Origin of the sequence: Mycobacterium angelicum (assembly GCF_002086155.1) — a bacterium.
In the GTDB taxonomy this organism is placed as follows: Bacteria; Actinomycetota; Actinomycetes; order Mycobacteriales; family Mycobacteriaceae; genus Mycobacterium; species Mycobacterium angelicum.
Genome location: NZ_MVHE01000040.1, coordinates 22,936 through 49,660 on the forward strand (window position 1 = coordinate 22,936; position 26,725 = coordinate 49,660).

Consider the following 26,725-nt stretch of genomic DNA (forward strand, 5'->3'; position numbering starts at 1 on the left):
AAATTCAGCACCGAAAGTCGCAGTGGCGTTACGCTCGCGGCCACAGTCAGACCCCTACGCGCACCTCCCGCGCCGCGGCCACCATGTTGCGCAGCGACGCGGTCACCTGGTCCACGTTGCGGGTCTTCAGCCCGCAGTCCGGGTTGACCCACAGCCGCTCGGCGGGAACGGCCCGCAACGCGGCCCGCAATGACTCGGCCATCTCGCCGGCGCTGGGCACCCGAGGCGAATGAATGTCATAGACCCCCGGTCCCACGCTGTTGGCAAACCCGATCGCATTCAGATCGTCCAGCACTTCCATGTGGGACCGGGCCGCTTCGATGGACGTCACGTCGGCGTCCAGATCGGCAATGGCGCCGATCACCTCGCCGAACTCCGAGTAGCACAAGTGGGTGTGGATCTGCGTCGAGTCGGCGACGCCGGAGGTCGCCAAGCGGAAAGACGCTACGGCCCAACGCAAGTACTCGTCCTGATCGGCGCGACGCAACGGCAGCAGCTCCCGCAGCGCCGGCTCGTCGACCTGGATGACCGCGATGCCGGCGGACTGCAGGTCCACGGTCTCGTCGCGAATGGCCAGCGCCACCTGGTTGGCGGTGTCGGCCAGCGGCTGGTCGTCACGCACGAACGACCACGCCAGAATCGTCACCGGACCGGTCAGCATGCCCTTGACCGGCTTGTCTGTCAGCGACTGCGCATAGGTGATCCACCCGACCGTCATCGCGTGGGGCCGGGCGACGTCGCCGTAGAGGATCGGCGGGCGCACGCAGCGGCTGCCGTAGGACTGGACCCAGCCGTTCTGGGTGGCGAAGAAGCCGTCCAGCTGCTCGGCGAAGTACTGGACCATGTCGTTGCGCTCCGGTTCACCGTGCACCAGCACATCCAGACCCAGGTCCTCCTGCAGCTTGACGACGTCGGCGATCTCGGACTTCATCCGGCGCACGTATTCGTCCGAATCGATCTCGCGGGCGCGCAGCGCCGCGCGCGCCTTGCGGATCGCCGATGTCTGCGGGTAGGAGCCGATCGTCGTGGTCGGCAGCGGCGGCAGCTGCAGCCGTGCGTCCTGGCTGGCGCGGCGCTGCGCGGGGTCGCCGCGGTGGGCGCCGGAGGCCACGATCGAATCGATGCGGGCCCGGATCTGCCCGTTGTGCAGGCGCGGATCGCGCTTGCGGGATGCGACGGCGGCGTTGGATGCCGCGATCTCGTCGGCGACTGTTTCGCGCCCGTCATGCAAAGCGCGGGCCAGGACGACGACCTCGCTCACCTTTTCGGCGCCGAACGCCAGCCAGCTGTGCAGCGCGTCGTCCAGATCGGTCTCGGGTTCCAGCGAGTACGGCACGTGCATGGTGGAGCATGACGTCGAAACGGCAACGGCGCCAACCGAACCCAGCAGGGTGGTCAGCTTGTCCAGTGCGGCCTCCAGGTCGGTCCGCCAAATGTTGCGTCCGTCCACGATGCCGGCCACCAGTGTCTTGCCGGCCAACTCGGGTATGGCGGCGACGGCGGTACTGGCGCCGGCCACCAGGTCGACGCCGATCGCCTCGACGGGTGTGCGGGCCAGCCCCGCCAGGGCGCTGCCCGGGTCGCCGAAGTAGGTGGCGACATAGATGGCGGGACGGTTGTGCACCGAGCCCAGCGCGGTATAGACGGCCTCGGCCAGCGCGGGAGCGTCCGCGGAGATGTCGGTGACCAGCGCGGGCTCGTCGAACTGCACCCACGCGGCGCCGTCATCGGCGAGCAGCGACAACAGCTCGGAGTAGATCGGCACCAGCTCCCGGAGCCGTTCGATGGGAGCCGCACCGCCGTTGACGGCCTTGCTCAGCAACAGGAACGTGACCGGCCCGATGACGACCGGGCGCGCTGGAATCCCTTGCTCCAGAGCCTCTTTCAACTCGGAGAGCACCTTGTCCGGGTTGAGGGCGAATCGGGTCGCGGGCTCGATTTCTGGAACCAGGTAGTGATAGTTGGTGTCGAACCACTTCGTCATCTCCAACGGCGCGACGTCCCAAATGTCATTGGTGCCGCGCGCGGCGGCGAAGTACCGGTCCAGCTCGTCGGAAATGCCGCCCACCCGGGCCGGCAGCGCGCCCAGCAGCACCGCGGTGTCGAGCATCTGGTCGTAGTAGGAGAAGGTGTTCACCGGCACCGAGTCCAGGCCGGCCGCGGCCAGGGCCGACCAGTTGTCGCGGCGCAGCGTGGCGGCAACGGTCTCGAGCTCTGATCGGCTGGTGCGCCCGGCCCAGTAGCCTTCGGTCGCGCGTTTGAGTTCACGGCGCGGCCCGATCCGGGGAGAGCCGGTGATGGTTGCGGTAAAGGGTTCAGCGGTCACGATCGGTCCTTCAATCGACGGTGTTGGTCACCGCCCGCGGACGCGCAGCCGATCCGGGTCGCGGTAGGCACCATAACTACGTAACCGCAACACGTACGGCCAAACGCCCATTCCACGAGGCGATGAGCCCGCCGGGCGCGGCGCGCCCGGCACAGTTGGCAGGTCTTCGGACTCGCAGGCGCGCACCTGCCGGTGCTCCTACTGACCGTCGCTTCCCAGTCCCAATCTGTTTGAGACCAGTGCTTGTCTACTGACGAGACGGTGTTCGTTCCTGCATACCGCTGCGGGACAGTCCCGGATTCGCACCGGATTCCCTCTCGCGTCGCATCTTCTGCTTCGCTCGATGCCGGCGCCGCGGCGCGGCGACGGCAGACCAGCTGCGCTGTCGAGGCTACTCGGCCGCCACGGCTATCCGGCCAGCGCGTCGGCGATCGGCACGTCGCCGTTGTTGAAGTCGATGGTTCGGCCGATCGTCGAGTCGTCGCTCAGCGCGGCGGCGATGACCAGCGCGACATCGGCGCGCGAAACGCTGCCCTTGCCCGCGCCGACGGCGATCCGGCCGGTGGCCGGCTCCAGGGTGAGCCGGCTGGGGCCCAGCACGGTCCAATAAAGTTCGCTGTCGCGCAGATGCGCGTCGGCGGCGGCCTTTGCCTCCGCGTAGGCGAAGAACGGATCATCTTGTGGCACACCATGACCCGGCCCCGCACCGAAGTAGGACACCATGACGAAGCGGTTGACTCCCGCACTTACGGCGGCGTCGATCACCCGGATCGCGGCGTCCCGGTCGACGGCGTAGGTGCGTGTCGGGTTGCCGCCGCCGGCCCCGGCGGAAAAGACCACCGCCTCGTGTCCGGCCAGCAGATCCGACAGCGCGCCGGTGTCGAGTCGCTCGATGTCGGCGACGACGGGCGCGGCGCCGGTGGCGGCCACGTCCTGGGTGTGGTCAGGATTGCGGAAGACAGCACTCACCTCGTCGCCACGCTCGGTGAGGATCCGGGCCAGCTGCAATGCGACCTTGCCGTGGCCGCCGATCACCGCGACGCGCGTCACGGGCGGACCGCAACGCCGCGCAGCACCGTATCCCGCGCCAGGATGAGCGAGGTCCGGGTGCCGACCGCGCGCAGGATGTTCTCCGGGATCCACTGCATGCCGATGATGGACCTTGCCAGCATCACCGTCGAGGGCGCGTCGATCCGGATCTCGCCGGACCGGACGCCTTCGGACAGCAGCGTTTTCATCTGGCGCAGCCGCGTCGTGTACAGCCAGCCGGGATTGGCCGTGTCGGGCGGCGATTGCCGCATCCAGGCCAGCTGAATCCGGAATTCGTCGGAAAACCGGTCCAGCGCATTGACATTGACCCAGCTCAGGGCGTCCAGTTTGGCGATGGGCGTGGCGTCGCAGCGCAGCACACTGACCCAGCCGGCCTCGACCTTCTGCCCGAAGGAACGCATGATCGAGGCGAGCAGTTCATCCTTGGATCCGATCACCCGATACACGGTCCCGGTGCCGAGCCCGGCCGCGGCGGCGATGTCGCGGATGGTGGTCACCTCATATCCCTTGCGGCCAAACTCAGTTCGCGCCACTGCGCGCAGTTGAGCCGCCTTATCGCTGGGGTCGGCCGCGCTGTCGTCGGCCCACGATGCGATGACGTCACTGGCCGCCGCGAAGGCGCTGGAACCGTCCAGCACCGAATCGGCCGGCGGTTGGGCAGCCAAGCCCTGCAGGATGATTCGGCACATGAGGCCGGCCACCTGGTCGGCCGAAGAGTTGTGCCGGATGACGTCGAGCCCGACCTGCAGCATGGATTGGCAGATCCGGTCGGCGAGTATGGGGAGGTCGACCTCGTCGTTGATGTAGCCACTCCACCGGGCCGCGCGCAGCGTTTGCAGCATCGCCTGCTGGACCGCGGCCGGTCGCTGCTGGGTCAGCGTCACCAGTTCGGGATCCGCGCTGGGCCCTTCATAGAACGACATCTGCAGCGCCGCACGATGCCGCACGGCGCAATTGGCGATCGCGGCCCCCAGGTCGCCGATCTGTTCGTCCGCCGGCCGCGAATCGGGCTCATCCAAACGCGCCTGCGCCGCGTGCCCGATCCGATCCAGATCGGCCTGGTAGCGGCGGATCAGTTCGATGAGGATGGCTTCTTTGGATTCGAAGTGGTGATACAGGCTGCCCGGCAGAATGCCTGCCGCATCGGCGATCTCCTGCAGGGAAGTGCGCAGTCCTGACGACGCGATCAGCGACGCCGCGGTCTGCAGGATCTCGGCGCGGCGGGTTCCGGTGTCGTTCGCGGTGTCGGCTTTGGCCATGGCCGGCTGCTTGTCCTCCCCGCTGAACCAAATCTTTGTTAGAGGTTATCAGACCACCCGCGACAAAGGCCCTGCTTAGGACGTTACCCCGAGCTGCTCGCAGACTCCGAACACTTCCTCGAAGATCGAGCCCGGCACCAACCTGGAGGCAGCGGCATCGAAAGTCGTCTGTTCGTGTCGGCAAGGGAAGCGCCGATAAATGCGACGCATAGGCAATATCTTGCAATTGACCTATTTACGTGACTATTTCGGGCCTTTGTCGCCGGGCCCAGCCCGGCACTACCCGTCAGCCTGGCAAATGCCGTATGGCACGGCTTTGAGGAGCGTGACGCTCAGGACGTCGCCGCTGGGCAGGGTGTAGGTGCGTCGTTCACCAGGGCGGGCGCCTGTAATCGCGGCGCCTAACGGGGATTGGGTCGAATAGACCTCCAAATCGCCGTACTCGGCGTCGCGCACACCCAGTAGGAATGTTTCGGTCTCACCGGTGCCGTCGTAGCGGACCGACAAAACCATGCCGGGTTCGGCAACCCCGTCGTCGGGGGGTTGCCGGCCGACGACGGCATTGACCAATAGGTCATTAATCCGTTGAATCCTTGTCTGCCAAGCCCGTTGGACGGTCCCGTTGCTTTCATCGATATCGCCGTCGGCGACTGCGGCAACTGCGGCGGCACGCGATTTGCGAATGCTGCCAAGTTCGCTTTGCAGCCGCCGGTAGGCCTGCGGCGACATCCATACGCTTTGCGTAGTGGTCATTTCTGCTCCTTCCATTACGGCGCGGTGGTAAGCACCGACGCGCCAGCTGGGCTAGTCGCGATTCGGTGAACCCTTCGCTTTCTTTCTGGCCGTGTGCGTTTCGCCGCACTCAGTCCGTAGGGCACGGCATCTAGCAGCGTCACGAGGCGCCCCGATTCGTTAGGGATTGAGTAGATGCGTTGTTCGCCCGTCGACAGGATTCTCACTGACGACCGCATTGGTCAGCAGATCCTGAATCTTGCGGATGCGGGTGGGTCGCATTGAACGGCGCGGGGTGAGATTGGGGTTGTGATCCATGAAGTCATCCGTAACCTCCATGCTGCGGCCGGTGCGCAGCGCGGCAAGTTCGTGGTGATCTGTTCGGCCGACAGGCGACCGGTCACCGGGCTGTGCGCCAATCTCCACATGCCGTGTCCGCCCGCTACGTAGACATCGCGGGACACGACGCCGATCATCACACCTCCACAGTTGGAACTGGGGTTGACAGTTCCCCGCTACCTCCATGGTGGAGCAGGCGGGCGGCCTAGCGTTTGCCGGAACCGGACAACTGCGCGGCGGTCCGTTGTCGCGATGCGATAGCGCCGGTGCTGAAGATGGGGTCTATGTCGCGGTCGCCGGCCGCCGAATCCGTTGATGATCGGCCGCGTCGTAGTGATCGGCCGCCGCCCCGCGTGTGTTCAGCGCGGGTTGCCGATCTCAAGGTGGAGGTCGTCGAGATAGTCGTCGTACGCCGCGACGATGTCCTCAAGGTCCAGTTGCCCGGGAAGGTCATCGGGGCGCTGCCGCGCGGTCAGAAAGGCCATCGTCGCGGTGATGATGCGAGTTTCGTCGGCGCCGGGCCCGCCGATGCGAGCCACGACCTCTGGCGTGGCTCGCATTCGGATGGTGACCAGGTCGCCGTCCTGAGTGACGTGCACGAGGTAATCGTGATCGCCAAGCGATTCGACTTGCGGGGTTTCGATGTTCTGCATTGTGAATCTCCTAATTCTCTTGTGTTGTCCTGTGTTCCGCGGATCTCCGGCATGGGCGGAGCGCCAGGACTGGCTGGCGAATCAGCCCGCCAACGTGCAATTCGGTCCGCGTTCGCGCCGGCATCGATTGCCGGGCAGGGCTTTCGACCCGAACACCGGGATGCCTGGGGTAGCAGCGATCGGTCGGATGCGTCGTTGCTCCCGCGCCTGCTGTGGCACACAGAGACCACATACTCATACATTAATACAATTGCACTTGTATAAATAGAGTTCTGAATCCGACGGGCCGTGCATCCCCTGGCAACTGAGCCTTGCGTTTCGCGGGGCAAACCGCCTGCAATCCGCCGGCCTGTGCTGGACCATTTAGAGGGATATAATCCCGTAAATAGTGTTGTGGAGGCGGCTCGTGGTGCGGTGTGTCCCGATGGTCCCGGTGTCCCTCCGGTGCGCGTCGCACCACGGGGAACGCAGGCCTCATGGTCAATGACGTCGAGAAACGCTGGAACGACCCACCCACCTTTCGCGCGGCGGCGATCTACGTCGTTGTCGTTGTGGTCATGGCCGGCCTGTCGTTTTTCGTGTTCGGCATGACGCGCGCACCAATAGGCGCGCTCGGAGTACCCGTTCTTCTCTTCGCGGGAGGGGTCGGCGCGTTCTTGAAGACTTACTGCGTGTGGCGGGCCGAAGGTGTATGGCCGATCTGGCATGGCGCTGGATGGTTCCTTTTAACCCTGATGCTGGTCAGCCTCAGCGTGCCGGTGCTGGCATTGTCGCGTTGACCGCCGCGTGCGGCCGGATCCGCTGGGGTTCGTCCACCTCCGCATTTTGGAGAGGCTCCCGGGTGTGATGTCCAGGGAGCTGATCGTGCCGCGTGTTGGCGGCGGTTGAGCCGCCCGGTAGCCATGGGCGGCTACGTGGCGGCCTGCCGTGCGAAAGTGTGCGGCTTGCGTTGGCGGCCCGGCCTTTTCGTGAGCTCGGTCAGTCCCCGCCGGAGTGTGTGCCGTGGGCCACGAGATCGGCGAGGACAGCGGCTTCGCTGATATCGGCAGCTTTGGACGCGGTCAGCAGTGTCAGCATCTGCTTCTCCGCCAAGTCACCCAGATGCGCTAGTGCGTCCGCGCGGTCGGACTCGGTCAACTCCGCACGGTACCGACGGGCGAACTCGTCGAACAACTTTGGGTCGTGGCGGTACCACTTCCGCAGTTCGGTCGACGGCGCGACCTGCTTGCACCACTCATCCAGTTGGGCCCTGTCTTTGCTCATGCCGCGCGGCCAGATCCGGTCCACCAGAACCCGCGTGCCATCGTCGGGTGTTGCCGAATCATAGATTCGGCCCACCTTGACGTGTCGTTGTCGGCGCATTGCCCCTCCTTTGTTGGCATGGTCTTGCGACCGGTACGTAGCGGACATTTCACTCACCCAGCCACCAGCCTGGCTACACAGAGGTCGGGCTCGACCAGCGGCTCGAGGTGTGCCGTCATTGCCGGGCGTACGGATTTGGGCCCGCCTTCGCCCCCGGCCGGTGACTTGTCGACCAGACCCTGCAGCAAACCCAGATGTATTGCGCACACCACCTCGGGGCGTGACCGCGCCAGCTCCCGCACCGGGCAGGCGTGCAGCCGAATGATCCGCTCCGCCCCGAGCGCCGACCCACTCTCAGCCGACGAGGGTCGTGGTTCTGCGGTGGCGGCAAGCTCCGGGGCGAACCCCATCCCAGCGAAAGTCGCGGTGGTGTCCATCGCCGCTCGATCGAGCGCGTCGACGTCGTCGGCGTGCGACGCATCTTCGGCAACATCGATGCCGATCGCCCGGGGAGAGGCTATCCGGGCGGCCCACTTATGCCCGGCGTGCTGTGCGCGACGCGCACGTGTTTCCTCCGTCCGACCCAGTTCCATCGCAAGGACCTCGGCCAGAGCCCGATAGTCCACCCGCGCCCCGACGGCCCGATAACCGGTGCGTGGCCGACCGCGCCCGGGGCGGTTGATTCTGGTGCGAACGATCACGTCCTCGTCGCAGAGCCCGTCCAGATGAAACCGCACGGTCGTGACATGCAATCCCATCTGTGAGGCAAGTTCGACGGCATCTATCCCACCGTCGTGCTCGCGCACCATCGCAAGTACCCGTTCGCGTTGCCGGTTGCGCGGCAGGCGATCTTGTCGCTGCCGCCCGGCCCGGGTGTCTGTCGCCTCGTTCAACTCGCCGACTTCCATCTCGACTATTTAACGGATATACTTCCTTTATATTAACCCACCCATCCGGAAAGGCAACGACGATTCAGCGGCGAAAGTCGCTGTTTACCAAGTGTTTGCGCAATCCCAGGGGGATTCGGGTCAACGACGATCGAAGGCGGGAGGCCGTTTATGTCTACACCGACTCTGCACCCGAATGCCCCACGGACGCTGGTGATTCCTCCTCACACTGACCCGACCCGCGGCTACCGGGCCGTGACGGCCGCGGCTAATCCGGACGACGTTTCGACCACTGACAAACTGACGAGTATCGGTGCGGATGAGGCCGAGGATCGTCGCATCGCGCTGACAGCGCAGCACCGCTGGGAGAACGAAGGTGGCGCATTACGCCCACCGCAGCAGCCTGGCCGAGCCGCCACACCACCACGAGAACAGGAGTCACGGCACCGGCTGTCGTCAGCAGATGCGATGCGATCGCGGTAGCCTTGACGTGACAACAGTTGTCGAGGTGAGGCAGCCGAAACGATGAATGCGCAATTTCCGGATGCCGAGACACTGTGGACGGTCCTGGCACTGGCCACTCGCGCGCCGTCCATCTACAACACGCAACCGTGGCATTGGCGGGTCGGCAACGCCAGGTTAGGTCTGTATGCCGACCCGAGCATGCAATTGCGCAACGCCGATCCCGACGAACGGGACCTGATCTTGACCCCAACTACCTTGCTGCGATCGACGTGTACCCACAAACCGCCGATCAGATCGATGTCGTGTTGGCAGCGGCCATCCCACGACGGCGAACCGATCGCCGGCATTACAGTCCGTGGGAAGTGCCCGCGGATGCGATCGCCTCAATGGCTACGCGATGCGATCCGCTGCGCGTTTGGTACCCGCGGGTGGCCGCAGATGCTGGCGCGGGTGGGCTGGGCGCCGATCAACGCAGATCCGTTGCCCGCGACGCCGCGCCGCAGACTATTCCGCGTGGTTGCGCGGCCTGATCACGACAGACCCGATTTGGCCAGCCCGGCACCGAGTTCGGTGAGATAGCGGTCCGGACCGCCGCGAAATGCGCTCCAGCCGAGCAGGCGCTTGAGGTAGAGGTGCGCGTCGTGCTCCCAGGTGTAGCCGATTCCGCCGAACACCTGAATCGCGGTGTCGGCCACCGTCGCCAGTCGCCCGGAGAAGGCCTTGGCCCGCACCGAGGCCAGATGACGTTCGGCCGGGTCCGCCTCATCGGCGGCCCATAGCGCGTGGATCACCCCGCTGCGGGCCAGCTCGACCGTTTCGTACATGTCGACACACAAGTGCTGGATCGCCTGAAACGATCCGATGGCCTGTCCGAACTGTTTTCGCACCTTTGCGTAGTCGACGGCCAGATGCAGGACGGCGCGTGCGGCGCCGAGCGCGTCGGCGGCGCGGGCGATCAGTACGTCGTCGGCCAGCGCCGCGACAGCATCCGGTGGCGCGTCGGCCAGGCGTTGAGCGGCCACGCCGTCCAATTCGACACGAAACTCCTTGCGGGTCTGGTCGATACCACGCTCCGACGTCACCGACACGCCCGGGGCGCTGGTATCGACTGCGAAAAGCGCTGTGTCACCGGCTGTTTCGGCGAGCACAAGCAGCACGTCGGCGGCCGCGGCGTCGGGTACGGCGCTAAGAGCGCCGGTCAGCACGATCCCAACTGCACGCGAAGTACCAGCCGCCTGATCGAGCGCCACGGTGGCGATCGTGGTGCCGTCGGCGATCCCGGTCAACAGCCCGGGTGCTTTGGCACCGAACCGGGCCAGCGCCCGCACGGCCGCCACCGCGCTGGACAGCCACGGTCCCGGGTACAGCGCGGCCCCCAGCTCTTCGGCGACGACGCCGGCCTCGACCATCGTCATCCCGGCGCCACCGTATTCGGCCGGTACCAACAGCCCGGTCGCGCCGAGATCGGCGAGACCGCGCCAAACGGCTCCGGTGCTACCGGTGGGGTCGTCGAGCAGTGCCCGCACATGGCCCGAGATCGATGCCTTCTCAGAAAGAAAGCGGCGCAGGGTATCTCGCAACGCGACCTGTTCGTCGGTGAGTTCGAGGTTCATCGGCGGGGCAACCCCAGCACGCGATGGGCGGTGATGTTCTTGTTGATCTGTGTGGTGCCGCCCGCGATGGTCAGCGACCGCGAGGTCAACCGGTAGTCGGCCCACCGGCCGGTGCCCAGCGTGTCGAAGGCCAGCGCCGCCAGGTCCTGTCCGATCTGACCCCACACGGTTTTGGCGAGGCTGGCCGACCCGAGCGGGTCACCGCCGTGCAGTGTCGCCGAAATCGAGCGCTGGCAGAGCACTTCGAGATACTTGATGTCGACTGCAAGCTCACCGAGGCGGCGCAGCGTCACCGGATCATCGAGCGCCCCGGCCGTGCGCAAGTCGGCCACCAGTTCCTGCAGCCGCACCTGCAGTTCGGCATAGAGCCGTGCGGCCCCGGCACGCTCGTGGCTGAGCGTGGTGGTGGCGACCTGCCAGCCGCCGTCCAGCGGACCGAGCAGAGCGGTGGCGGGCACGCGCACATCGTGCAGGAACACCTCGGCGAAATCGGTCTCGCCGTTGAGCGTGACGAGCGGACGGACCTCGATGCCGGGCAGGCTCATGTCGACGATCAGACAGGAGATGCCCTGGTGCTTGGGCGCGTCGGGATCGGTGCGGACATACAGCTGACACCACTTCGCTCGATGCCCGAGTGAGGTCCAGATCTTCTGTCCGGTCACCACGAATTCGTCACCATCGCGCACCGCGCGGGTGCGCAGCGCGGCCAGATCGGATCCGGCTTCGGGTTCCGACATACCCTGGCACCAGATGTCGTCGGCGCGCATCATGCGGGGGAGCAGCGTCGTCTTCTGGTTTTCGGTGCCGTACTGCATGATCGCCGGGGCGATGTTGTTCATGCCAATGACGTTGAGCGGCAACGGCGCCCGGGCCCGAGTGGTTTCCTCGGTGTACACCAGCTGCTCGAGCACGGTCGCGCCGCGACCGCCGTACTCCCGGGGCCAGGAGACCGCCGCCCAGCCCGCGTCGGCCAGCGTCGCATTCCACTGCCGCAGCAGCTCGAATTCCGCGTCACGGCCGGGATGGCGGCGGGCGGCGATCAACTCGTCGGTCAGATTGGCCGATAGCCACGCGCGCAGGTCGCCTCGAAACCGCTCTACTTCGGCCGGGTATGAGAAATCCACGTGCGTCCGGTTACCTCTGCGCGATTGACTGTGCTCACGCCGGACTTTACGTTGGAACAGATATTTGGTCAATCGAGATCGCGGGTATTGAGGGGCGACCGGGTGAACTCCGATCGGCTGGCCCGATTGGGCATGCTGGCTTCGGCGCTGTCCGGCCGAACCCTGCAAGTGGCGGCGGCCGAACCCGGCGACCCGCCGTGGACCGATGGCGCGACGATCTTCCTCGACGCCGACGGCACTGCGCGCCAACGGCTCGAGGCGTTGGCAGTGCAAGCCTCGTTACTGGCGGCCGGCAGCCTGGAGCCCGCCATACTGCGCAGACTCAAGCGGCGTCCCACCCTGGCCGCTCGCTACCTGGCGATTGAAGGCCACCGGGCGCTAGCCGCAAACGAGCTTCCGTCATCGCTGCGCACGCTCGTCGCGGGAGAAGTGCGCAGCGATTCGCCGGCCGCCTCGCTCGCGCTGGCGCGCGGCCGCCGGCCTATCGACGGCCCGCCCGCGAGCTTTGGCACGATCCGCCCCCGGAAGCTGTTGGCGGCCGGGGATTTACGAAGCAAGGACCTGCCCGAACTCGACGAGGACGACACCGATGAGGGCGACGCGGCCGGCGACATGTTCACCAGCCCGGTAGGCGGCGGTGGGGCACTGGGCAAGCTGCTGCGGAAAATGCTGCGGCCGGTGCGCAAGCTCGGCGAGGGCGGCCAACCCGGCGCGGACGCACCCACCCACCGGAGCCGCTCCGGTGGGCGGGGCGTCGCGACCGCGGTGCTATCCACCGCGCCCGCGGGTCTGATCGGCGGCGCTGGTGACGCCGGCGCGGGAATCACCTATCCGGAGTGGGACATTCATCGCCAGGCGTATCGGCCGAACTGGTGCACCGTGCGTGTGGAGCAGCCCCGCGTCAAGGACGTCGCGAACCCGGATCCGTTGGACGGGTATGCGTTGCGGCGACCGCTGGCCCGCTTAGGCCTGGGTCCGGATTGGTTCCATCGTCAAGTCCAGGGCGACGACCTCGACATCGACGCCGCCATCGAAGCGCGGGTGCAACTCGCGGCCGGGTCCGCACCCGACGAGGCGGTGTACGTCGAGAGCCTGCGCCGGGGGCGCGACCTCGCTGTGCTCCTGCTGCTGGATGTGTCCGGCTCGGTAGCCGAGGCGGGTGCGTCGGGCAAGTCCGTGCACGAGCAACAGCGCAGTGCCGCGGCGGCGCTGGCCGTCGCGCTGTACGAGATCGGAGACCGCCTGGCGCTGTACGCATTTCACTCTCAAGGCCGGCAGTCGGTGCAATTCATGCCGCTCAAGAGGTTCGACGATGCGCTCGACGTACGGGCGTTGCGCCGGCTGGCTGGCCTGGTGCCCGGCGCCTATTCACGCCTGGGTGCGGCGATCCGACACGGCGCCGCGGTGCTGGAAAGCCGCGGCGGCACCACGCGCCGGTTGCTCATCGTGGTCTCCGATGGCTTGGCCTACGACCACGGCTATGAACGCGAGTATGGCGCCGCCGACGCCCGGCGAGCCCTGGCCGAAGCGCGCGGGCGCGGCACCGGATGTGTGTGCCTGACGATCGGCGCGGGCACCGATCCCGTGGAGTTGCAACGGGTGTTCGGCAGCGCCGCGCACGCCACCATCGCGCGACCCGAAGAACTGAGTCAGGTGGTGGGACGGCTGTTCCGCACCGCGTTGCGCGCCGCCGAAGTCCGTCGGCCCGAGACCCAACGGAACTTGAGACAAATATCTGTTCCGCGTTAGGCTGGCGCCCATGGCGCCCATGGAGGCTAGGGAAACCGTGACCCGCCCCTTCTACGTGTCGGTCGGCAACGAGGAACAGGTGTTCAAGGCTGCCTTCCGCCAAGGACTCTCGGTTCTGCTCAAGGGTCCCACCGGCTGCGGGAAGACTCGGTTTCTGGAGGCGATGGCCTACGACGTGGGGCGCCCACTGATCACGGTGGCCTGCCACGACGACCTCACCACCGCGGATCTGGTCGGTCGTTATCTGTTGCGCGGCGGTGAAACCGAATGGGTGGACGGCCCGTTGACCCGGGCGGTGCGTGAGGGTGCGATCTGCTATCTCGACGAAGTCGTCGAGGCCCGGCAGGACACCACTGTGGTGTTGCATCCGCTGGCCGATCACCGCAGGCAGCTTCCGCTGGAACGGCTCGGCGTGACTCTTGCTGCAGCGGAAGGGTTTTGCCTGGTGGTGTCGTATAACCCCGGTTATCAAAGCGTCCTGAAGGATCTCAAGGACTCGACCCGGCAGCGCATGGTCGCCATCGAGTTCACTTTTCCCACAGCCGATGTCGAGGAGAAGATCGTCGCCCACGAGGCCGGCATCGGGTCCGACGTGGCCGCTGAATTGGTGCGATTGGCACAGGCGATCCGGCGGCTGGAAAGCGGCGGGCTGCGCGAGGTGGCGTCGACCCGGGTGCTCATCGCGGCGGGGCGGCTGACCGCAGAGGGCCTCAGCGCGCGCGAGGCCGCCCGGGCCGCGATTGCGGGTCCGCTGACCGACGACGCGTACGCCGCGAGCGGACTGGCCGAAATGATCGACGTTTATCTGCCCGGCCCGCAGGCCGGTCATTGACGACGATATATCCCGCACGATAACGTGGGAACAAATGTTAGGTTTTCACCGAAGCGGATGCCCGCGCTAACGGAGGGTGAGATTGTCCTACGAGAGCAAAGCGCAGCCCATCAAGATCGGTTACCTGTTCGACTTCCTGCTCCCGGAGTTCTACCCGCAGGAGATGCGGGAGGATCTGACGAGGCCGTTTGACCTGGTGTTCGCCGACGGAATGAGCCAGGGCGTTATCGACCGGCCGGTGGAAATCGTCTACCGCGAGGTGGAGGGTCTGCCCAAGGGCACCGTCAAGGCGGTCATCGACGCCTACGGCCAGCTGGTCGACGAGGGTTGCCTGGTGGTGTTCGGACCGCACATCAGCGAGAACGCGGTACCGCTGCGGGAGGCGATCGAGGAGCGCTTCCGGGTTCCGGCGGTCAACGTCTGCGGCAGCGACGACTGGCTGGGGGAGTGGACCTTCGCGTTTCCGCAGGGGTCGATGACCGACGAGCCGATCTTCTGGGCGGACCTGCTCGCCAAGGGCGGTCACGAGCAAGTCGGCGTGCTGGTGGAGAAGTCGCTGGTCGGCGAGAGTTATCTGAAGAACTTCCGAAACGCCGCCCGGCGCAAAGGCCTTCGCATCGTCGCCGAGGCGCAGGTCGCGCAGACCGCGCAGGACGTCGGCGAGGCGGTTCGCACGCTGCACGAAGCGAAGCCCAGCGCCCTGGTGCACTGCGGTTTCGGCTTTGGCATCGTATTCATCAATCCCGCTCTGGCAGAACTAAATTGGGACCCGCCCCGGTTCACCAGTACCGCGTTTCAGAACGCCTGGATCAATCCGATCATGTGGCAGGCGTTCATGGGCTGGACCGGCATCGACCAGTACGACGAGGGCAACAGCGTGGGCCAAGCGTTCCTGGACCAGTTCGAGCAGGCTTACGGCCGGCGCCCGCAGTATTGCGTGCCGGTGGTCAACCGCGACGTCGCCACCACCTTGCTGCACGCCTTCGCCGACGCCCATCCGTTGAGCCCCCGCGGAGTGAAAGAGGCGCTGGAGCGGGTGAAGATGCTGCCGGCGGCATCCGGTGCGCCCGGCACCCGGGTGTCGCTGGGCAAGTGGACCCGGCGGGCCTGGATGGGGGCGGGCTACCTGGTGGCCCGCCGCCTGGATGCCGACGGCGTCAACTCTCACCTCGTCGACCGGTTCGGCCAGGAGTGACCCATGACGACAACCCAGCGGACGTCGGAGGCAGCCACGCCCACCGAGCACAAGGGGACGTCCGTCAGGGCCGCGATATGGCTTGCGCTCGCCGTCGCGGTCCTTGGCGTCATCGCCTACTACGCCCGCAAAGGCGCTGTCTCCGACCGGATTCGCAACCCGGAAGTCACCGGCGCACCGCGCCCGGTCGAGCCGCTGTTCGGCTACCAGCACTGGCTGGACCTGTTCCAGATCTTCACGATCATCTCGATGTCCATCATCATCGCCGTCTACGTGGTGGCATGGCGGCGGCACGGCGCGCATCCCGTACTGCTGATGGGCATCGTCACCACGCTGATCGTCTGGCAGGACCCGATCATGAACTGGTCGCCCTACGCCGTGTACAACCCGCAACTGTGGCACTGGCCCGAAGACTGGCCGCTGGTGTCGCTGTCGCCCACGGTGGAGCCGTTTCTGGTGATCGGGTACATCATGTTCTACCTCGGCCCCTATTTTCCGGCGATCTGGATCATGCGAAAGATCCAGGCGCGCAGGCCCGTTGACGCATTCGTCTGGCGCCACCCGCTGATCTGCCTGGCTTTGATCATCCTGCCGGTGGGCATTCTCATCGACGCCATGCTGGAGATGACGTTGGTGCGCACCGGTTTCTACATCTACTCCCAGGTCATTCCGTTCGGGTCGGCCTTCGTCGGCCAGACCTACCAGTTCCCGTTCATCTGGGAAACCGTGATGGTCACCTTCGTGATGATCCCGGCGGGGGTGCTGCTGTACCGCGACGACACCGGCCGCACGGTGGCCGAGAAACTGGCCCAGCGGGTGCGCATCTTCCCGCGCCGCCCGGCACTGGGCATGTTCGCGGTGATGTTCGTCTTGATCAACCTCGCGTATTTCGCCTACGGCACCGGGTTCGCGATCATCAAGTGGACTCGGACCGCCACCTCGGTGGCCTGCGCGTGGCCGTACCCGGAGGCCAAAGTGTATGACCCGCAAGGCTTCTACGAGCGCAATGGCCAAACCGGACCCTACTCGGTAGGCATCTGGTCGACCTGGATGAGCGCGCAGCCCAACGGGCGCCCCGACGTCCAGCTGGGCGCGAACGGCAATAGGTGCGCACCCAACCCATGACCCAGGCCCGCAGCATCGTCATCACCGGCGCGTCGCGCGGGCTGGGGCTGGCGTCAGCGACGCAGCTGTATCGGCAAGGCTGGCAGGTGGTGGCGGCCATGCGCGCACCCGAAGCCGGGCTTGCTCTGTTGCGCGCGAAAACCGGTGCAGCCGAGGATGATCCGCGACTGATCGCCGTTGCGCTCGACCTTACCGACGCCGCGTCGGTGACGGCGGCCGCCAAGGCCATCGAAGCGGCCGTCGGCGCACCGCACGCGCTGGTGCACAACGCGGGGATATCGGCGGCCGGAACCCTGGAAGAGACGCCGATGGAGCTGTGGGAGCAGATGTTTGCCACCAGCGTCTTCGGGCCGGTACGGCTGACCCAGGCCTTGCTGCCCGGCATGCGCGCCGCGGGGCGGGGCCGCATCGTGGTGATCTCCAGCCAGGGCGGGGTGCGCGGCATGCCGGAGACGGCGGCCTACTCGGCCGCCAAGGGTGCGCTGGAACGGTGGGCCGAATCGCTGGCCGGTGAGGTGGCGCCATTCGGCCTGGGGGTGACGGTCGTGGTCACCGGAATGTTCGACACCGACATCATCACCGACGCCGGGACCTCGGACCTGCGCGACTTCACCGGGCCGTACGCCGGGCTGCACAGCAGCGTCGACCGCCGGGGCCGTTTCGCGATGCGCTTCGCCGCGTCACCCGAGCGCTTCGCCCGGCGCCTGGTCAAGGTCGTCGACGACGACGCGCCGTATGCCCGCCACGCCGTCGGACCTGACGCGCGCATGTTGCTTATTGCCAACCGGCTACTTTCCAGTAAGGCTCTCCATAGGGTGACCCGTCTGGCGATGGGCATTCCGCGCTATGGCGCTCTGAGCAGCGCTTCATCGAAAGAGAGCTGAACAAAGATGGCTGACACTGTAAAGGTCCGGTTCGAGCCGAGGATGATGATCGACGGCAAGCTCGTCGACGGCCAGGCCGGCAGCTTCACCAATATCAATCCGGCGACCGAGGAGACGCTGGGTGAGGTGGCCGACGCTTCCAAAGAGGACATGCACCGCGCGATCGATGCCGCCCGCCGCGCCTTCGACGAGACCGACTGGTCCACCAATCGTGAGTTGCGCAAGCGCTGCCTGCTGCAATTGCACGACGCCATCGACGCCGAACGCGAAGAGCTGCGCGAGGAGCTCATCCTGGAGGTCGGCGCGCCGCGCGCGATCACCTTCGGTCCCCAGCTGGATGCGCCGCTGGAAGACGGGCTGCGCTACCCGGCCAGGCTGATCGACGAGTACGCCTGGGAAACCGACCTGGGCGACAAGGTGATCAGCCTCACCGGCACGCTGACCACCCGCAAGGTGTGGCGGGAACCGGTCGGTGTGGTGGGCGCGATCGTGCCGTGGAACTTCCCGTTCGAGGTCACCATTAACAAGATCGGCCAGGCCCTGGCCACCGGCAACACCGTGGTCCTCAAGCCGGCGCCGGACACCCCGTTCAACGCCACCCGGCTGGGCCGGCTGATCGCCGAAAAGACCGACATCCCACCGGGTGTCGTCAACGTCGTCACCGCGTCGGATCACCTGGTGGGCGAGGAGCTGACGCTGTCGCCGAAGGTCGACCTGATCTCGTTCACCGGATCCACCGCGGTCGGCCAGCGGATCATGGAAAAAGGCGCGCAGACCATGAAGCGGCTCTTCCTGGAGCTCGGCGGCAAATCGGCCACCATCGTCTTGGAGGACGCCGACTTCGGGCTGGCCTGCGCAATCGGAATCGCGCCCTGCATGCACGCCGGGCAGGGCTGCGCCAACCCGACGCGGATGCTGCTGCCGCGGTCTCGCTACGACGAGGGGGTGGCGATCCTCAAGAGCATCTACGACAACGTGACGTGTGGCGACCCTCAGGACCCCGGAACCCTTTGCGGCCCAGTCATTTCCGACCGGCAGCGCCAGCGGGTGCTCGGTTATATCCGCAAGGGCGTCGAAGAGGGCGCCACCGCGCTGGTCGGCGGACCCGACGCCGAAACCGGCTTCGACAAGGGATTCTTCGTGCGGCCAACGCTTTTCGTCGACGTCGACAACTCGATGACGATCGCCCAGGAGGAGATCTTCGGGCCGGTGCTGGCCGTCATTCCGTTCGACGACGAGGAGGAGGCGATCCGGATCGCCAACGACAGCAGGTACGGCTTGGCCGGCAACGTCATGTCGGGTTCGCTGGAGCGTTCGCTGGCGGTGGCCCGCCGGATCCGGGCCGGCTTCATGGGCGTCAACGGCGGCGCCCCGTACGGCGCCGACACACCGTTCGGCGGCTACAAATACAGCGGGGTGGGACGCCAGAACGGAGTGGCCGGCTTCGACCAGTACACCGAGATCAAGTCGGTGGCCTACCCGGCTGGCTAACGAAGGGGGCATGCGTGCAGCTGTTCGATGATCTGGAGGATTTCGGCGCCTTCGACGACGTGGTATCCGGTGACGTCCGCGATCCCTACACCGAGTTGGCCCGGTTGCGGCGTGAGGAACCCGTACAGCGCATCGACATGTCGGTTCTGCCGCACGAGGAGTCCAAGCCGGTGTTCATCGTCTACCGGCATGAAGAAGTGCAGCAGATGCTGCGCGACAACGAGACCTTTTCGTCGGGGATCATCATCGACGCGTTCGGCGACGTGCTGGGCCGCCACGTCATGCTCGGCATGGATGAGCCCGAGCACGGCCGGCACCGCGCATTGGTGTCAAAGGCATTCTCGCAGAAGGCGTTAGCGCGTTGGGAGGACGAACTGGTCGGCAGGGTCGGCAACGAGCTGATCGACCAGTTCGCCCCCCGCGGCAGCGCCGATCTGGTCAAAGAGTTCACCTTCCCCTATCCGACACAGATCATCGCGGGGCTGCTTGGTCTGCCGCGCGAGGACTATCCGCAGTTTCAGCGCTGGTCGATCTCGTTGCTGAGTTTCACCATCAACCCCGAGCGCGGCCGTGCGGCCTCGCAGGCGTTGCAGGAGTACTTCGCGCCGATCCTCGCGGCCCGGCGAAAAGAGCCGCGCGACGATCTGATCAGCGGTCTGGCCCAGGCCGAGATCGACGGCGAGCGGCTCTCCGATGAGGAGATCTTTTCCTTCCTGCGGCTGTTGCTGCCGGCGGGCGTGGAAACCACCTATCGCTCCTTGGGCAATATGCTGTTCGGATTGCTCAGCGACACAATGCAACTCGATGCGGTCCGGGATGACCGCACGCTGCTGCCGCAGGCGATCGAGGAGGCGGTGCGCTGGGAACCGCCGCTGCTGACTATCACCCGCGTCGCCACCCGGGACACCGAACTGGCGGGCGTGTCCATTCCGGCCGGTTCGTCGGTGATGCCGATGCTGGGCTCTGCCAATCGGCAGGAGGACCGTTATCCCGACCCGGACCGCTTCGATGTCTTCCGGTCGGCCAGAGCGCATATCGGCTTCGGTCACGGTGTGCATGTCTGTCTGGGAATGCATCTGGCCCGGCTGGAGATGCGGGTCGCGCTCAATCTGCTGTTCGACCGGCTGCCCAACCTGCGGCTGGATCCCGAAGGCGACGATCCCCACATCCGCGGCCAAGTCTTCCGCTCACCCACCTCCCTACCCGTCCTCTTCCACCCCCCCACCTCCTAGGCGCGAGCGTGCGTGTCTGTGCAGTGACACGCCGTCGCGAGCGGCATTCTGCGCACGCTCGCGGGCAAGAAAAGGTGTGTACCGCCTGGTTTCGGGGAATGCGCCCTCAGGACCCCTTCGGGACCCATGCGGGAAAGGAAAAGGCTGATGTTGTTGACGGGCGACTCGGGAAGCCATGGCGAGTGGGTAGGCGAGGTGGAGCACTTCGTCGACCACGCGCTGCGTAACGTCTCGCACGGCCGGTTCGAACGGTCGCTGTCGGGTCTGACGGCGTTCGCCGCGCTGGTGACGACCGCGGAAATTTATCTGGAGCACTACCGCGCCAGCTTCGGCAACAAGCTGATGTGGAGCCCCATTCTGGTCACCCCGCCAGTCGTCGTCGCCGGCGTCGCCGGCGTCTTCTCCCGGCGCTGGGCCAAGCGGTGGCTGCCCGCCACCTCAGCGGTCTACGCGGCCAATGGCCTACTAGGCCAATACCTGCATGCGCGCGGGGTGAGCCGCCGGCCCGGCGGCTGGCGATTGGCCAGCTATAACGTGCCGATGGGCCCGCCCATCGCCGCCCCCGGCCTGATGAGCATCGTCGGCGGCATGGGCTTGCTGGCCGCGGTCCTGCGCCGCGAGAAGTGAGCCGGATCGCAATGCCGGATATGTCCCGCGGCGAGCATCTGCCGAAATTGCGCCCCGACGGCAAGCCGCTACACCCCTCATGGTTGCCGCGGCAACGTCGCGGGGTCACCCCGCAGATGATCGGGCGCTACCCGGACTACGACGTACTGTCCACCTCCGACAGTTGGGACGACGCAACGAAGAGCGTGGTGCTGGCGCGGCTGGAAAAGCCGGGACCGTTGCGCTTTTTCGATTCCGCCGAGGAGCCGACGTTGCGGTTGTTCTGCGACACCGTGCTGGCCCAGGATGCCGAGCCGCGGATCCCGGTGCCCGAGGTCGTCGACGGCAAGCTCGCCGACGCCCAGCTGGACGGATACCAATACGCCGACATGCCCGACGACAGAGACACCTGGCACCTGGTGCTGCGTGGTTTGGACGAGGCGGCCCGGGAAGCCGGGGTGGGGTCCTTCGCCGACGCCGACGCCAAAACCTGCGAAGCCATCGTCGGGCGATTCGCGAACTCCGAACTGTCCGGCGGCAGCTGGGATCGGTTGAACGTTTCGCGCGCCTGGTCGGTGGTGATGAGGATGGTTCTGAGCGCGTTCTACAGTCACCCGTGGTCTTGGAACGAAATCGGTTTCGGTGGCCCGGCGTATCCGCGCGGTTTCATGCGCCTCGGCGGTGTCGGCTCTCGGGAGCCGTTCGAAAAGCCCGGCGCCACAGACGAAGATCCGGTCCAGACCGTCGAGAAGGAACACATCGATGGGTGACTTCTGGCGCGGACTGCTCAAAGGGGCAGTGGGACCACCCGACAACGATTCGCGGTTCCTGCTCGACGTGCACTCCCGTGACCTGCCGGGTGAGGCAACGATGCGCCGCTACCACGACGAGGAGGTCGACCTGGTTGTCGTCGGCGCCGGCGCGGGCGGTTCGGTACTGGCCCAACGACTGGCGCGGGCCGGCTGGCGAATCGTCATTCTCGAGGCCGGCCCGTTCTGGCATCCCGACCAGGACTGGGTTTCCGACGAGGCCGGCTCCCATCAGCTGTACTGGACCCAGAAACGCATCATCGGCGGCTCTGACCCAATCGAGCTGGGCAAGAACAACTCCGGTCGCGGGGTGGGCGGCTCCATGGTGCACTACGCCGGATACACACCGCGTTTCCACCCCAGCGATTTCGAGACCTTCACCCGCGACCGGGTCGGGGCCGACTGGCCGATCAGCTACGCCGATCTGCGGCCGCACTACGAGCGGCTGGAGGCCGAACTGCCGGTGGCCGGCCAGGATTGGCCGTGGGGCTATCCGCACAAGTATCCGTTCGCTCCACATCCGGTGTCGGGTGCCGCGATGAAACTGTGGGAAGGCGCCATCAAGCTGGGCATCGAAATGAAGGTCGGCCCGGTGGGAATCGTCAACGGCACCTTCGGGAATCGGCCGCATTGCATCTATCGCGGCTACTGCTTGCAAGGCTGCAAGGTCAACGCCAAGGCCAGCCCGTACGTCACTCATCTGCCCGACGCGCTGGCTCACGGCGTGGAGATCCGGGCCAACTCCATGGCCAGCCGCGTCGAACTCGACGAATCCGGAAACGCCACGGGCGTCACCTATTTCGCGGAAGGCGACGGCAAGGAACGCCATCAGCACGCGAAAGTGGTTGCGGTAGCGTGCTATTCGATAGAAACGCCCCGGCTGCTGCTCAATTCGCAGAGCCGCCAGTTTCCCAACGGATTGTGCAACGACAACGATCAGGTCGGCCGCTATGTGATGGTCCAAGGCGCATCGCAAACCGCGGGGCGCTGGCCCGAAGAGATCCGGATGTACAAGGCGCCGCCACCGGAGGTCTCGTCCGAACAGTTCTACGAAACCGATCACGATCGCGGGTTCGCGCGCGGCTTCTCCCTCCAGACCGTTTCACCGTTGCCTATCGGCTGGGCCGAACATGTACTCGCCGACGGGCATTGGGGTGCCGCACTGCGCGAATACATGCGCGATTACAACCACTGGGCCACCATCGGCGTCCTCAACGAGCTCCTGCCACACCCGGAAAACCGGGTCAGCCTCGCCGAGGAAACCGACCCCTACGGCATTCCCGTCGCCCGATTCGACTACGCACTGTCGGACAACGACAAGGCCAACATCGAGTACTCCACCAAGGTGATCACCAACATCCTGCATGCCGCCGAAGCCCAGGACGTGCTCACCATTCAGCGCTTCGCCCACCTGATCGGCGGTGCCCGGATGGGCAGCGACCCCGAGACCAGCGTCGTCGACTCCGATCAGCGCACCTGGGCGGTGCCCAACCTGTTTTTGACCGACGGTTCGGTGTGTCCCACCCAGGGCAGCGCCAACCCGGCGCTGACCATCATGGCGCTGGCGTCACGGCTGGCCGAGCGGATCGTCCGCGGCGACGTCACCGCGGACGTCAACCGGGGCGCGCGCGCCGGATCCGCCCGCTGACCAGGCCGAACCACCCCCCGCTAGGCGACCGCCCAACGCGTTGGTTGACAATCGAGGCAAGGTCGCTTCGTTCGAAGCCCAAACAAATGTCAAAGGAGACATCGTCATGGCTGAAGCCGTCATCGTCGAGGCAGTGCGTTCCCCGATCGGCAAGCGCAACGGCGGATTGTCCGGCGTACACCCGGCGGAGCTGTCCGCACAGGTACTGAACGGGCTGGCCGACAAGGCCGGCATCGACCCTGAGATCGTCGACGACGTCATCTGGGGCTGCGTCATGCAGGCCGGCGAACAGGCCCTCGATATCGGCCGCACCGCGCTGCTGACGGCCGGCTGGCCGGAGACCGTGCCGGGCGTGACCGTGGACCGCCAGTGTGGTTCGAGCCAGCAGTCGGTGCACTTCGCCGCGGCCGGCGTGGTCGCCGGGCACTACGACGTCGTGGTCGCCGGTGGTGTGGAGTCGATGTCACGTACGCCGATGGGTGCGTCGCTGGCCAACGGCGGGCGCCCGTATCCGGAGCGGTTCCTGACCCGTTACGAAGGCCGGATTCCCAACCAGGGTCTGGGGGCGGAGATGATCGCCGAGCAGTGGGGACTGGATCGGCTCGCGCTGGATGAGTTCTCGCTGGCATCTCACGAAAAGGCCGCGGCTGCACAGGATTCCGGTGCCTTCGACGACCAGATCGTGGGCATCAAGGATCAAGACGGCAACATGATTCTCAAAGACGAGGGCATTCGCCGCGGCACCCCGATGGAGAAGATGGCCTCGCTCAAGCCCGCCTTCAAGGAGGACGGGGTGATCCACGCGGGTAACTCCTCGCAGATCTCCGACGGCTCGGCCGCGCTGCTGTTCATGTCCGCCGAGAAGGCGAAGTCGTTGGGGCTCAACCCAATCGCCAAGGTGCACACCGCAACCCTGGCCGGCGCCGACCCGGTGATCATGCTGACCGCGCCCATCCCGGCGACTCAGAAGGTGCTCAAGCGGTCCGGCCTGAGCATCGGCGACATCGGGGCCTACGAAGTCAACGAGGCGTTCGCGCCGGTTCCGCTGGCCTGGCTCAAGGACATCGGAGCCGACGAGAAGAAGCTCAACCCCAACGGCGGCGCGATCGCGCTCGGGCACCCGCTGGGCGGCTCGGGCGCGCGGCTGATGACCACGCTGCTGTATCACATGCGGGACAAGGGAATTCGCTACGGACTGCAGACCATGTGTGAGGGCGGCGGTCAGGCCAACGCCACCATCCTGGAGCTGCTGTGACAGCAAGCGGTGACGGTCAGCCCGCGGCGCTCGTCGAGCGCCGCGGCAATGTCATGGTCATCACCATCAACCGGCCGGAGGCGCGCAACGCGGTCAACGCAGCCGTCAGCATCGCGGTGGGGGATGCGCTGGAAGAAGGGCAGAACGACCCCGAGGTGCGGGCGGTGGTGATCACCGGCGCCGGCGACAAGTCGTTCTGCGCCGGGGCCGACCTCAAGGCCATATCCCGGCGGGAGAACATCTACCACCCCGAGCACAGCGAGTGGGGTTTCGCCGGTTACGTGCACCACTTCGTCGACAAGCCCACCATCGCAGCGGTCAACGGCACGGCCCTGGGCGGCGGTACCGAACTGGCGCTGGCCAGCGATCTGGTGGTGGCCGGCGAGCGCGCCAAATTCGGTCTGCCAGAAGTCAAACGCGGTTTGATCGCCGCGGCCGGCGGTGTTTTCCGGATCATGAACCAGCTGCCCCGCAAAGTGGCCCTGGAGCTGCTGCTGACCGGCGAGCCGCTCACCGCGTCCGACGCCTTGGAGTGGGGCCTGATCAACCAGGTGGTCACCGACGGTTCGGTGCTGGACGCGGCGGTGGCGCTGGCCGCCCGCGTGACGGTGAACGCGCCGCTGTCGGTGCAGGCCAGCAAGCGCATCGCCTACGGCGTGGACGATGGCGTCATCGCCGACGAGGAAGCGGGCTGGGACCGCACGGTACGCGAAATGCGCACCCTGATCCGCTCCGAGGACGCCACAGAGGGACCGCTGGCTTTTGCCGAGAAACGCGAGCCGGTCTGGAAAGCGCGCTAACCGTCCGCCGGTACGCGCCTTAAGCCAAGCCGTCGTTTCCGGGCTGGCCCAAGAGCACGCCTGGGGCGCCACCCTTGCCGCCGGCACCGGTACCGCCGTTGCCGCCGTTGCCCCCGTTGCCGCCGTCGCCGATCATTACGGCGTCGCCGCCGCGGCCGCCTTCGCCGCCGGCGGTGACGCCCTCACCGCCGGCGCCGCCGGCGCCGCCGGTGCCCAGCAGCTGACCGCCCTTGCCGCCGGCCCCGCCGATGCCACCGCCCTTGCCAATGCTGGTTCCGCCGGCTCCGCCGCTGCCGCCGTTGCCGAGGAACAAGGCATCGCCGCCGGCGCCGCCCATCCCGCCGCCGTTGGCGCCGAATCCGCCGGTCCCGCCGACCCCGCCGCCCGAGAACAGGTAGCCGCCGGTGCCGCCGGCACCGCCATTGCCGCCGATACCACCGATACCGCCGGCGCCGCCGTCACCACCGGAGCCACCGGTACCGAACAGTGCACCGGCGTTGCCGCCGGCTCCACCGGCCGAGCCGACGCCGGCGCCCAGGTTGAATCCGCCGACCCCGCCGGCACCTCCGGACCCCGCAAGCATGCCGCCGTTGCCGCCGGCGCCACCGACACCGCCGCCTGCGGTGCCACCCGTTCCGCCGGCGCCACCGTCGCCGCCGCCGGCGCCGACGAAGCCGCTGAGCAGCCCGGCGTTCCCGCCGCGCCCGCCCATCCCGGCGGCAGCGGCATTGCTGGCCCCGCCTGCCCCGCCACCACCGCCGGCGCCGAACAGTCCGCCGGCTCCGCCGTTGCCGCCGAGGCCGCCGTCGCCGGAGGCCGGGCCGGTCGCAATGCCGCCACCGCCACCGTTGCCGCCGCTACCCGACAGGTAGCCGCCGGCCCCGCCGAGTCCGCCGGCTCCGGCCGTGCCACCGGCCGACGCGTTGCCACCGGCACCACCGGCGCCGCCGGTGCCCATCAACCCGGCGGCCCCGCCGGCGCCACCGGCCGCGCCGGCGGGGCCGGACCCGCCCGCGCCACCGTTGCCGAGCAATATCCCGCCGGCCGTGCCGCTGTGCCCACTGCCCGGATCGCCATTGATGCCGTTGCCGATCAGCGGACGCCCCAGCAGGGCTTGGGTGGGCGCGTTGACGATGTCATATAACGGTTGCAGTGGTCCGCCGGATCCAGCTGCGCCCGCCTTGCCGATGACCGGGCCAAAGCCGCCGTTGCCGCCGTTGCCGCCGGTGCCGATGAACACCGCATTGCCGCCGGCGCCGCCGGCCCCGCCGGTCGTAGCGCCCTCGCCGCCGGCACCACCGTTACCCCCGGTGCCCAACAGGTAACCGGCCCGGCCACCGGCCCCGCCC

Annotated in this window: 24 protein-coding genes, 1 pseudogene and 1 riboswitch; of the genes and pseudogenes, 14 read left to right on the plus strand and 11 right to left on the minus strand. The window is 66.9% G+C overall.

The features are described 5' to 3' along the window. Positions 1-46: 46 nt before the first annotated feature. From metE to BST12_RS19855, 6 genes are all read right to left on the minus strand, one after another. Complete coding sequence (gene metE, locus BST12_RS19830) at positions 47-2,326, minus strand: 5-methyltetrahydropteroyltriglutamate--homocysteine S-methyltransferase (protein ID WP_083114841.1); 2,280 nt, start codon at positions 2,324-2,326, stop codon at positions 47-49. Between the two features lie 149 nt (positions 2,327-2,475). Continuing rightward, a riboswitch (cobalamin riboswitch) is annotated at positions 2,476-2,709 on the minus strand. A gap of 25 nt (positions 2,710-2,734) precedes the next feature. Further along, positions 2,735-3,376, minus strand: a complete 642-nt coding sequence (locus BST12_RS19835; protein WP_083114842.1) for an SDR family oxidoreductase — start codon at positions 3,374-3,376, stop codon at positions 2,735-2,737. Then, positions 3,373-4,635 (minus strand): TetR/AcrR family transcriptional regulator, encoded by a 1,263-nt coding sequence (locus tag BST12_RS19840; RefSeq protein ID WP_083114843.1) that lies wholly within the window; start codon positions 4,633-4,635, stop codon positions 3,373-3,375. The genes BST12_RS19835 and BST12_RS19840 overlap by 4 nt, the downstream gene beginning before the upstream one ends. 279 nt (positions 4,636-4,914) lie before the next feature. Beyond that, positions 4,915-5,388 (minus strand): GreA/GreB family elongation factor, encoded by a 474-nt coding sequence (locus BST12_RS19845; protein ID WP_083114844.1) that lies wholly within the window; start codon positions 5,386-5,388, stop codon positions 4,915-4,917. A 159-nt stretch (positions 5,389-5,547) separates the two neighbouring features. Then, positions 5,548-5,793, minus strand: a complete 246-nt coding sequence (locus tag BST12_RS19850) for a hypothetical protein (RefSeq protein ID WP_245850448.1) — start codon at positions 5,791-5,793, stop codon at positions 5,548-5,550. 272 nt (positions 5,794-6,065) lie between these two features. After that, positions 6,066-6,359, minus strand: a complete 294-nt coding sequence (locus BST12_RS19855) for a hypothetical protein (protein WP_083114845.1) — start codon at positions 6,357-6,359, stop codon at positions 6,066-6,068. Positions 6,360-6,835: 476 nt separating this feature from the next. On the opposite strand from BST12_RS19855, the gene BST12_RS19860 reads away from it, so the two are divergent. Beyond that, a complete protein-coding gene (locus tag BST12_RS19860; RefSeq protein ID WP_083114846.1) occupies positions 6,836-7,138 on the plus strand; it encodes a hypothetical protein in 303 nt (100 codons plus the stop codon). Positions 7,139-7,337: 199 nt separating this feature from the next. Here BST12_RS19860 and BST12_RS19865 read toward each other — a convergent pair whose 3' ends face one another. Further along, positions 7,338-7,721 carry a DUF488 domain-containing protein gene (locus BST12_RS19865; RefSeq protein WP_083114847.1) on the minus strand — a complete coding sequence of 128 codons (384 nt, stop codon included), beginning with the start codon at positions 7,719-7,721 and terminating at the stop codon, positions 7,338-7,340. 53 nt (positions 7,722-7,774) lie between these two features. Beyond that, positions 7,775-8,569, minus strand: coding sequence for a helix-turn-helix transcriptional regulator (locus tag BST12_RS19870; protein WP_083114848.1), 795 nt, complete (start codon positions 8,567-8,569; stop codon positions 7,775-7,777). Positions 8,570-9,073: 504 nt separating this feature from the next. Here BST12_RS19870 and BST12_RS33540 point away from each other — a divergent pair. After that, positions 9,074-9,411, plus strand: a pseudogene (locus BST12_RS33540) (Acg family FMN-binding oxidoreductase); the annotation flags it as partial. A 132-nt stretch (positions 9,412-9,543) separates the two neighbouring features. Here BST12_RS33540 and BST12_RS19880 read toward each other — a convergent pair. Next, complete coding sequence (locus BST12_RS19880) at positions 9,544-10,626, minus strand: acyl-CoA dehydrogenase family protein (RefSeq protein ID WP_083114849.1); 1,083 nt, start codon at positions 10,624-10,626, stop codon at positions 9,544-9,546. Further along, positions 10,623-11,750 (minus strand): acyl-CoA dehydrogenase family protein, encoded by a 1,128-nt coding sequence (locus tag BST12_RS19885; protein ID WP_083114850.1) that lies wholly within the window; start codon positions 11,748-11,750, stop codon positions 10,623-10,625. Before BST12_RS19885 ends, BST12_RS19880 begins: the two co-directional genes overlap by 4 nt. A 132-nt stretch (positions 11,751-11,882) precedes the next feature. Between BST12_RS19885 and BST12_RS19890 the strand changes: the two genes are divergently transcribed. The 12 genes from BST12_RS19890 to BST12_RS19945 all read left to right on the plus strand — a co-directional run bounded on the left by BST12_RS19890 (position 11,883) and on the right by BST12_RS19945 (position 25,376). Then, positions 11,883-13,499: a nitric oxide reductase activation protein NorD gene (locus BST12_RS19890; protein WP_083114860.1), complete on the plus strand. Its 1,617-nt coding sequence runs from the start codon at positions 11,883-11,885 to the stop codon at positions 13,497-13,499. Positions 13,500-13,509: 10 nt separating this feature from the next. Continuing rightward, positions 13,510-14,331, plus strand: a complete 822-nt coding sequence (locus BST12_RS19895) for a CbbQ/NirQ/NorQ/GpvN family protein (RefSeq protein WP_211281312.1) — start codon at positions 13,510-13,512, stop codon at positions 14,329-14,331. An 82-nt stretch (positions 14,332-14,413) separates the two neighbouring features. Further along, a complete protein-coding gene (locus BST12_RS19900; RefSeq protein ID WP_083114862.1) occupies positions 14,414-15,526 on the plus strand; it encodes an ABC transporter substrate-binding protein in 1,113 nt (370 codons plus the stop codon). A gap of 3 nt (positions 15,527-15,529) precedes the next feature. Then, positions 15,530-16,651, plus strand: coding sequence for a spirocyclase AveC family protein (locus BST12_RS19905; RefSeq protein WP_083114851.1), 1,122 nt, complete (start codon positions 15,530-15,532; stop codon positions 16,649-16,651). Then, entirely contained in the window at positions 16,648-17,535 is an 888-nt protein-coding gene (locus tag BST12_RS19910; protein ID WP_083114852.1) for an SDR family oxidoreductase, read from the plus strand. Before BST12_RS19905 ends, BST12_RS19910 begins: the two co-directional genes overlap by 4 nt. Before the next feature lie 6 nt (positions 17,536-17,541). After that, the gene (locus BST12_RS19915; protein ID WP_083114853.1) at positions 17,542-19,026 is read left to right on the plus strand and encodes an aldehyde dehydrogenase family protein; all 1,485 of its coding nucleotides are present in this window, start codon (positions 17,542-17,544) and stop codon (positions 19,024-19,026) included. Positions 19,027-19,040: 14 nt separating this feature from the next. Then, a complete protein-coding gene (locus BST12_RS19920; protein ID WP_083114854.1) occupies positions 19,041-20,258 on the plus strand; it encodes a cytochrome P450 in 1,218 nt (405 codons plus the stop codon). 147 nt (positions 20,259-20,405) lie between these two features. Beyond that, positions 20,406-20,885: a hypothetical protein gene (locus BST12_RS19925; protein WP_083114855.1), complete on the plus strand. Its 480-nt coding sequence runs from the start codon at positions 20,406-20,408 to the stop codon at positions 20,883-20,885. Between the two features lie 11 nt (positions 20,886-20,896). Beyond that, a complete protein-coding gene (locus tag BST12_RS19930; RefSeq protein WP_083114863.1) occupies positions 20,897-21,634 on the plus strand; it encodes a gluconate 2-dehydrogenase subunit 3 family protein in 738 nt (245 codons plus the stop codon). Continuing rightward, on the plus strand, positions 21,627-23,321 hold the full coding sequence (locus BST12_RS19935) for a GMC family oxidoreductase (protein WP_083114856.1): 1,695 nt from the start codon (positions 21,627-21,629) through the stop codon (positions 23,319-23,321). Before BST12_RS19930 ends, BST12_RS19935 begins: the two co-directional genes overlap by 8 nt. Before the next feature lie 106 nt (positions 23,322-23,427). Further along, positions 23,428-24,576, plus strand: coding sequence for a thiolase family protein (locus tag BST12_RS19940; protein ID WP_083114857.1), 1,149 nt, complete (start codon positions 23,428-23,430; stop codon positions 24,574-24,576). Beyond that, positions 24,573-25,376, plus strand: coding sequence for a crotonase/enoyl-CoA hydratase family protein (locus BST12_RS19945; RefSeq protein ID WP_083114858.1), 804 nt, complete (start codon positions 24,573-24,575; stop codon positions 25,374-25,376). Before BST12_RS19940 ends, BST12_RS19945 begins: the two co-directional genes overlap by 4 nt. 19 nt (positions 25,377-25,395) lie before the next feature. On the opposite strand, the gene BST12_RS32895 is transcribed toward BST12_RS19945, so the two are convergent. Further along, positions 25,396-26,725, minus strand: a 1,330-nt coding sequence (locus BST12_RS32895; RefSeq protein ID WP_211281313.1) for a PGRS repeat-containing protein, incomplete at its 5' end; no start/stop codon positions are given.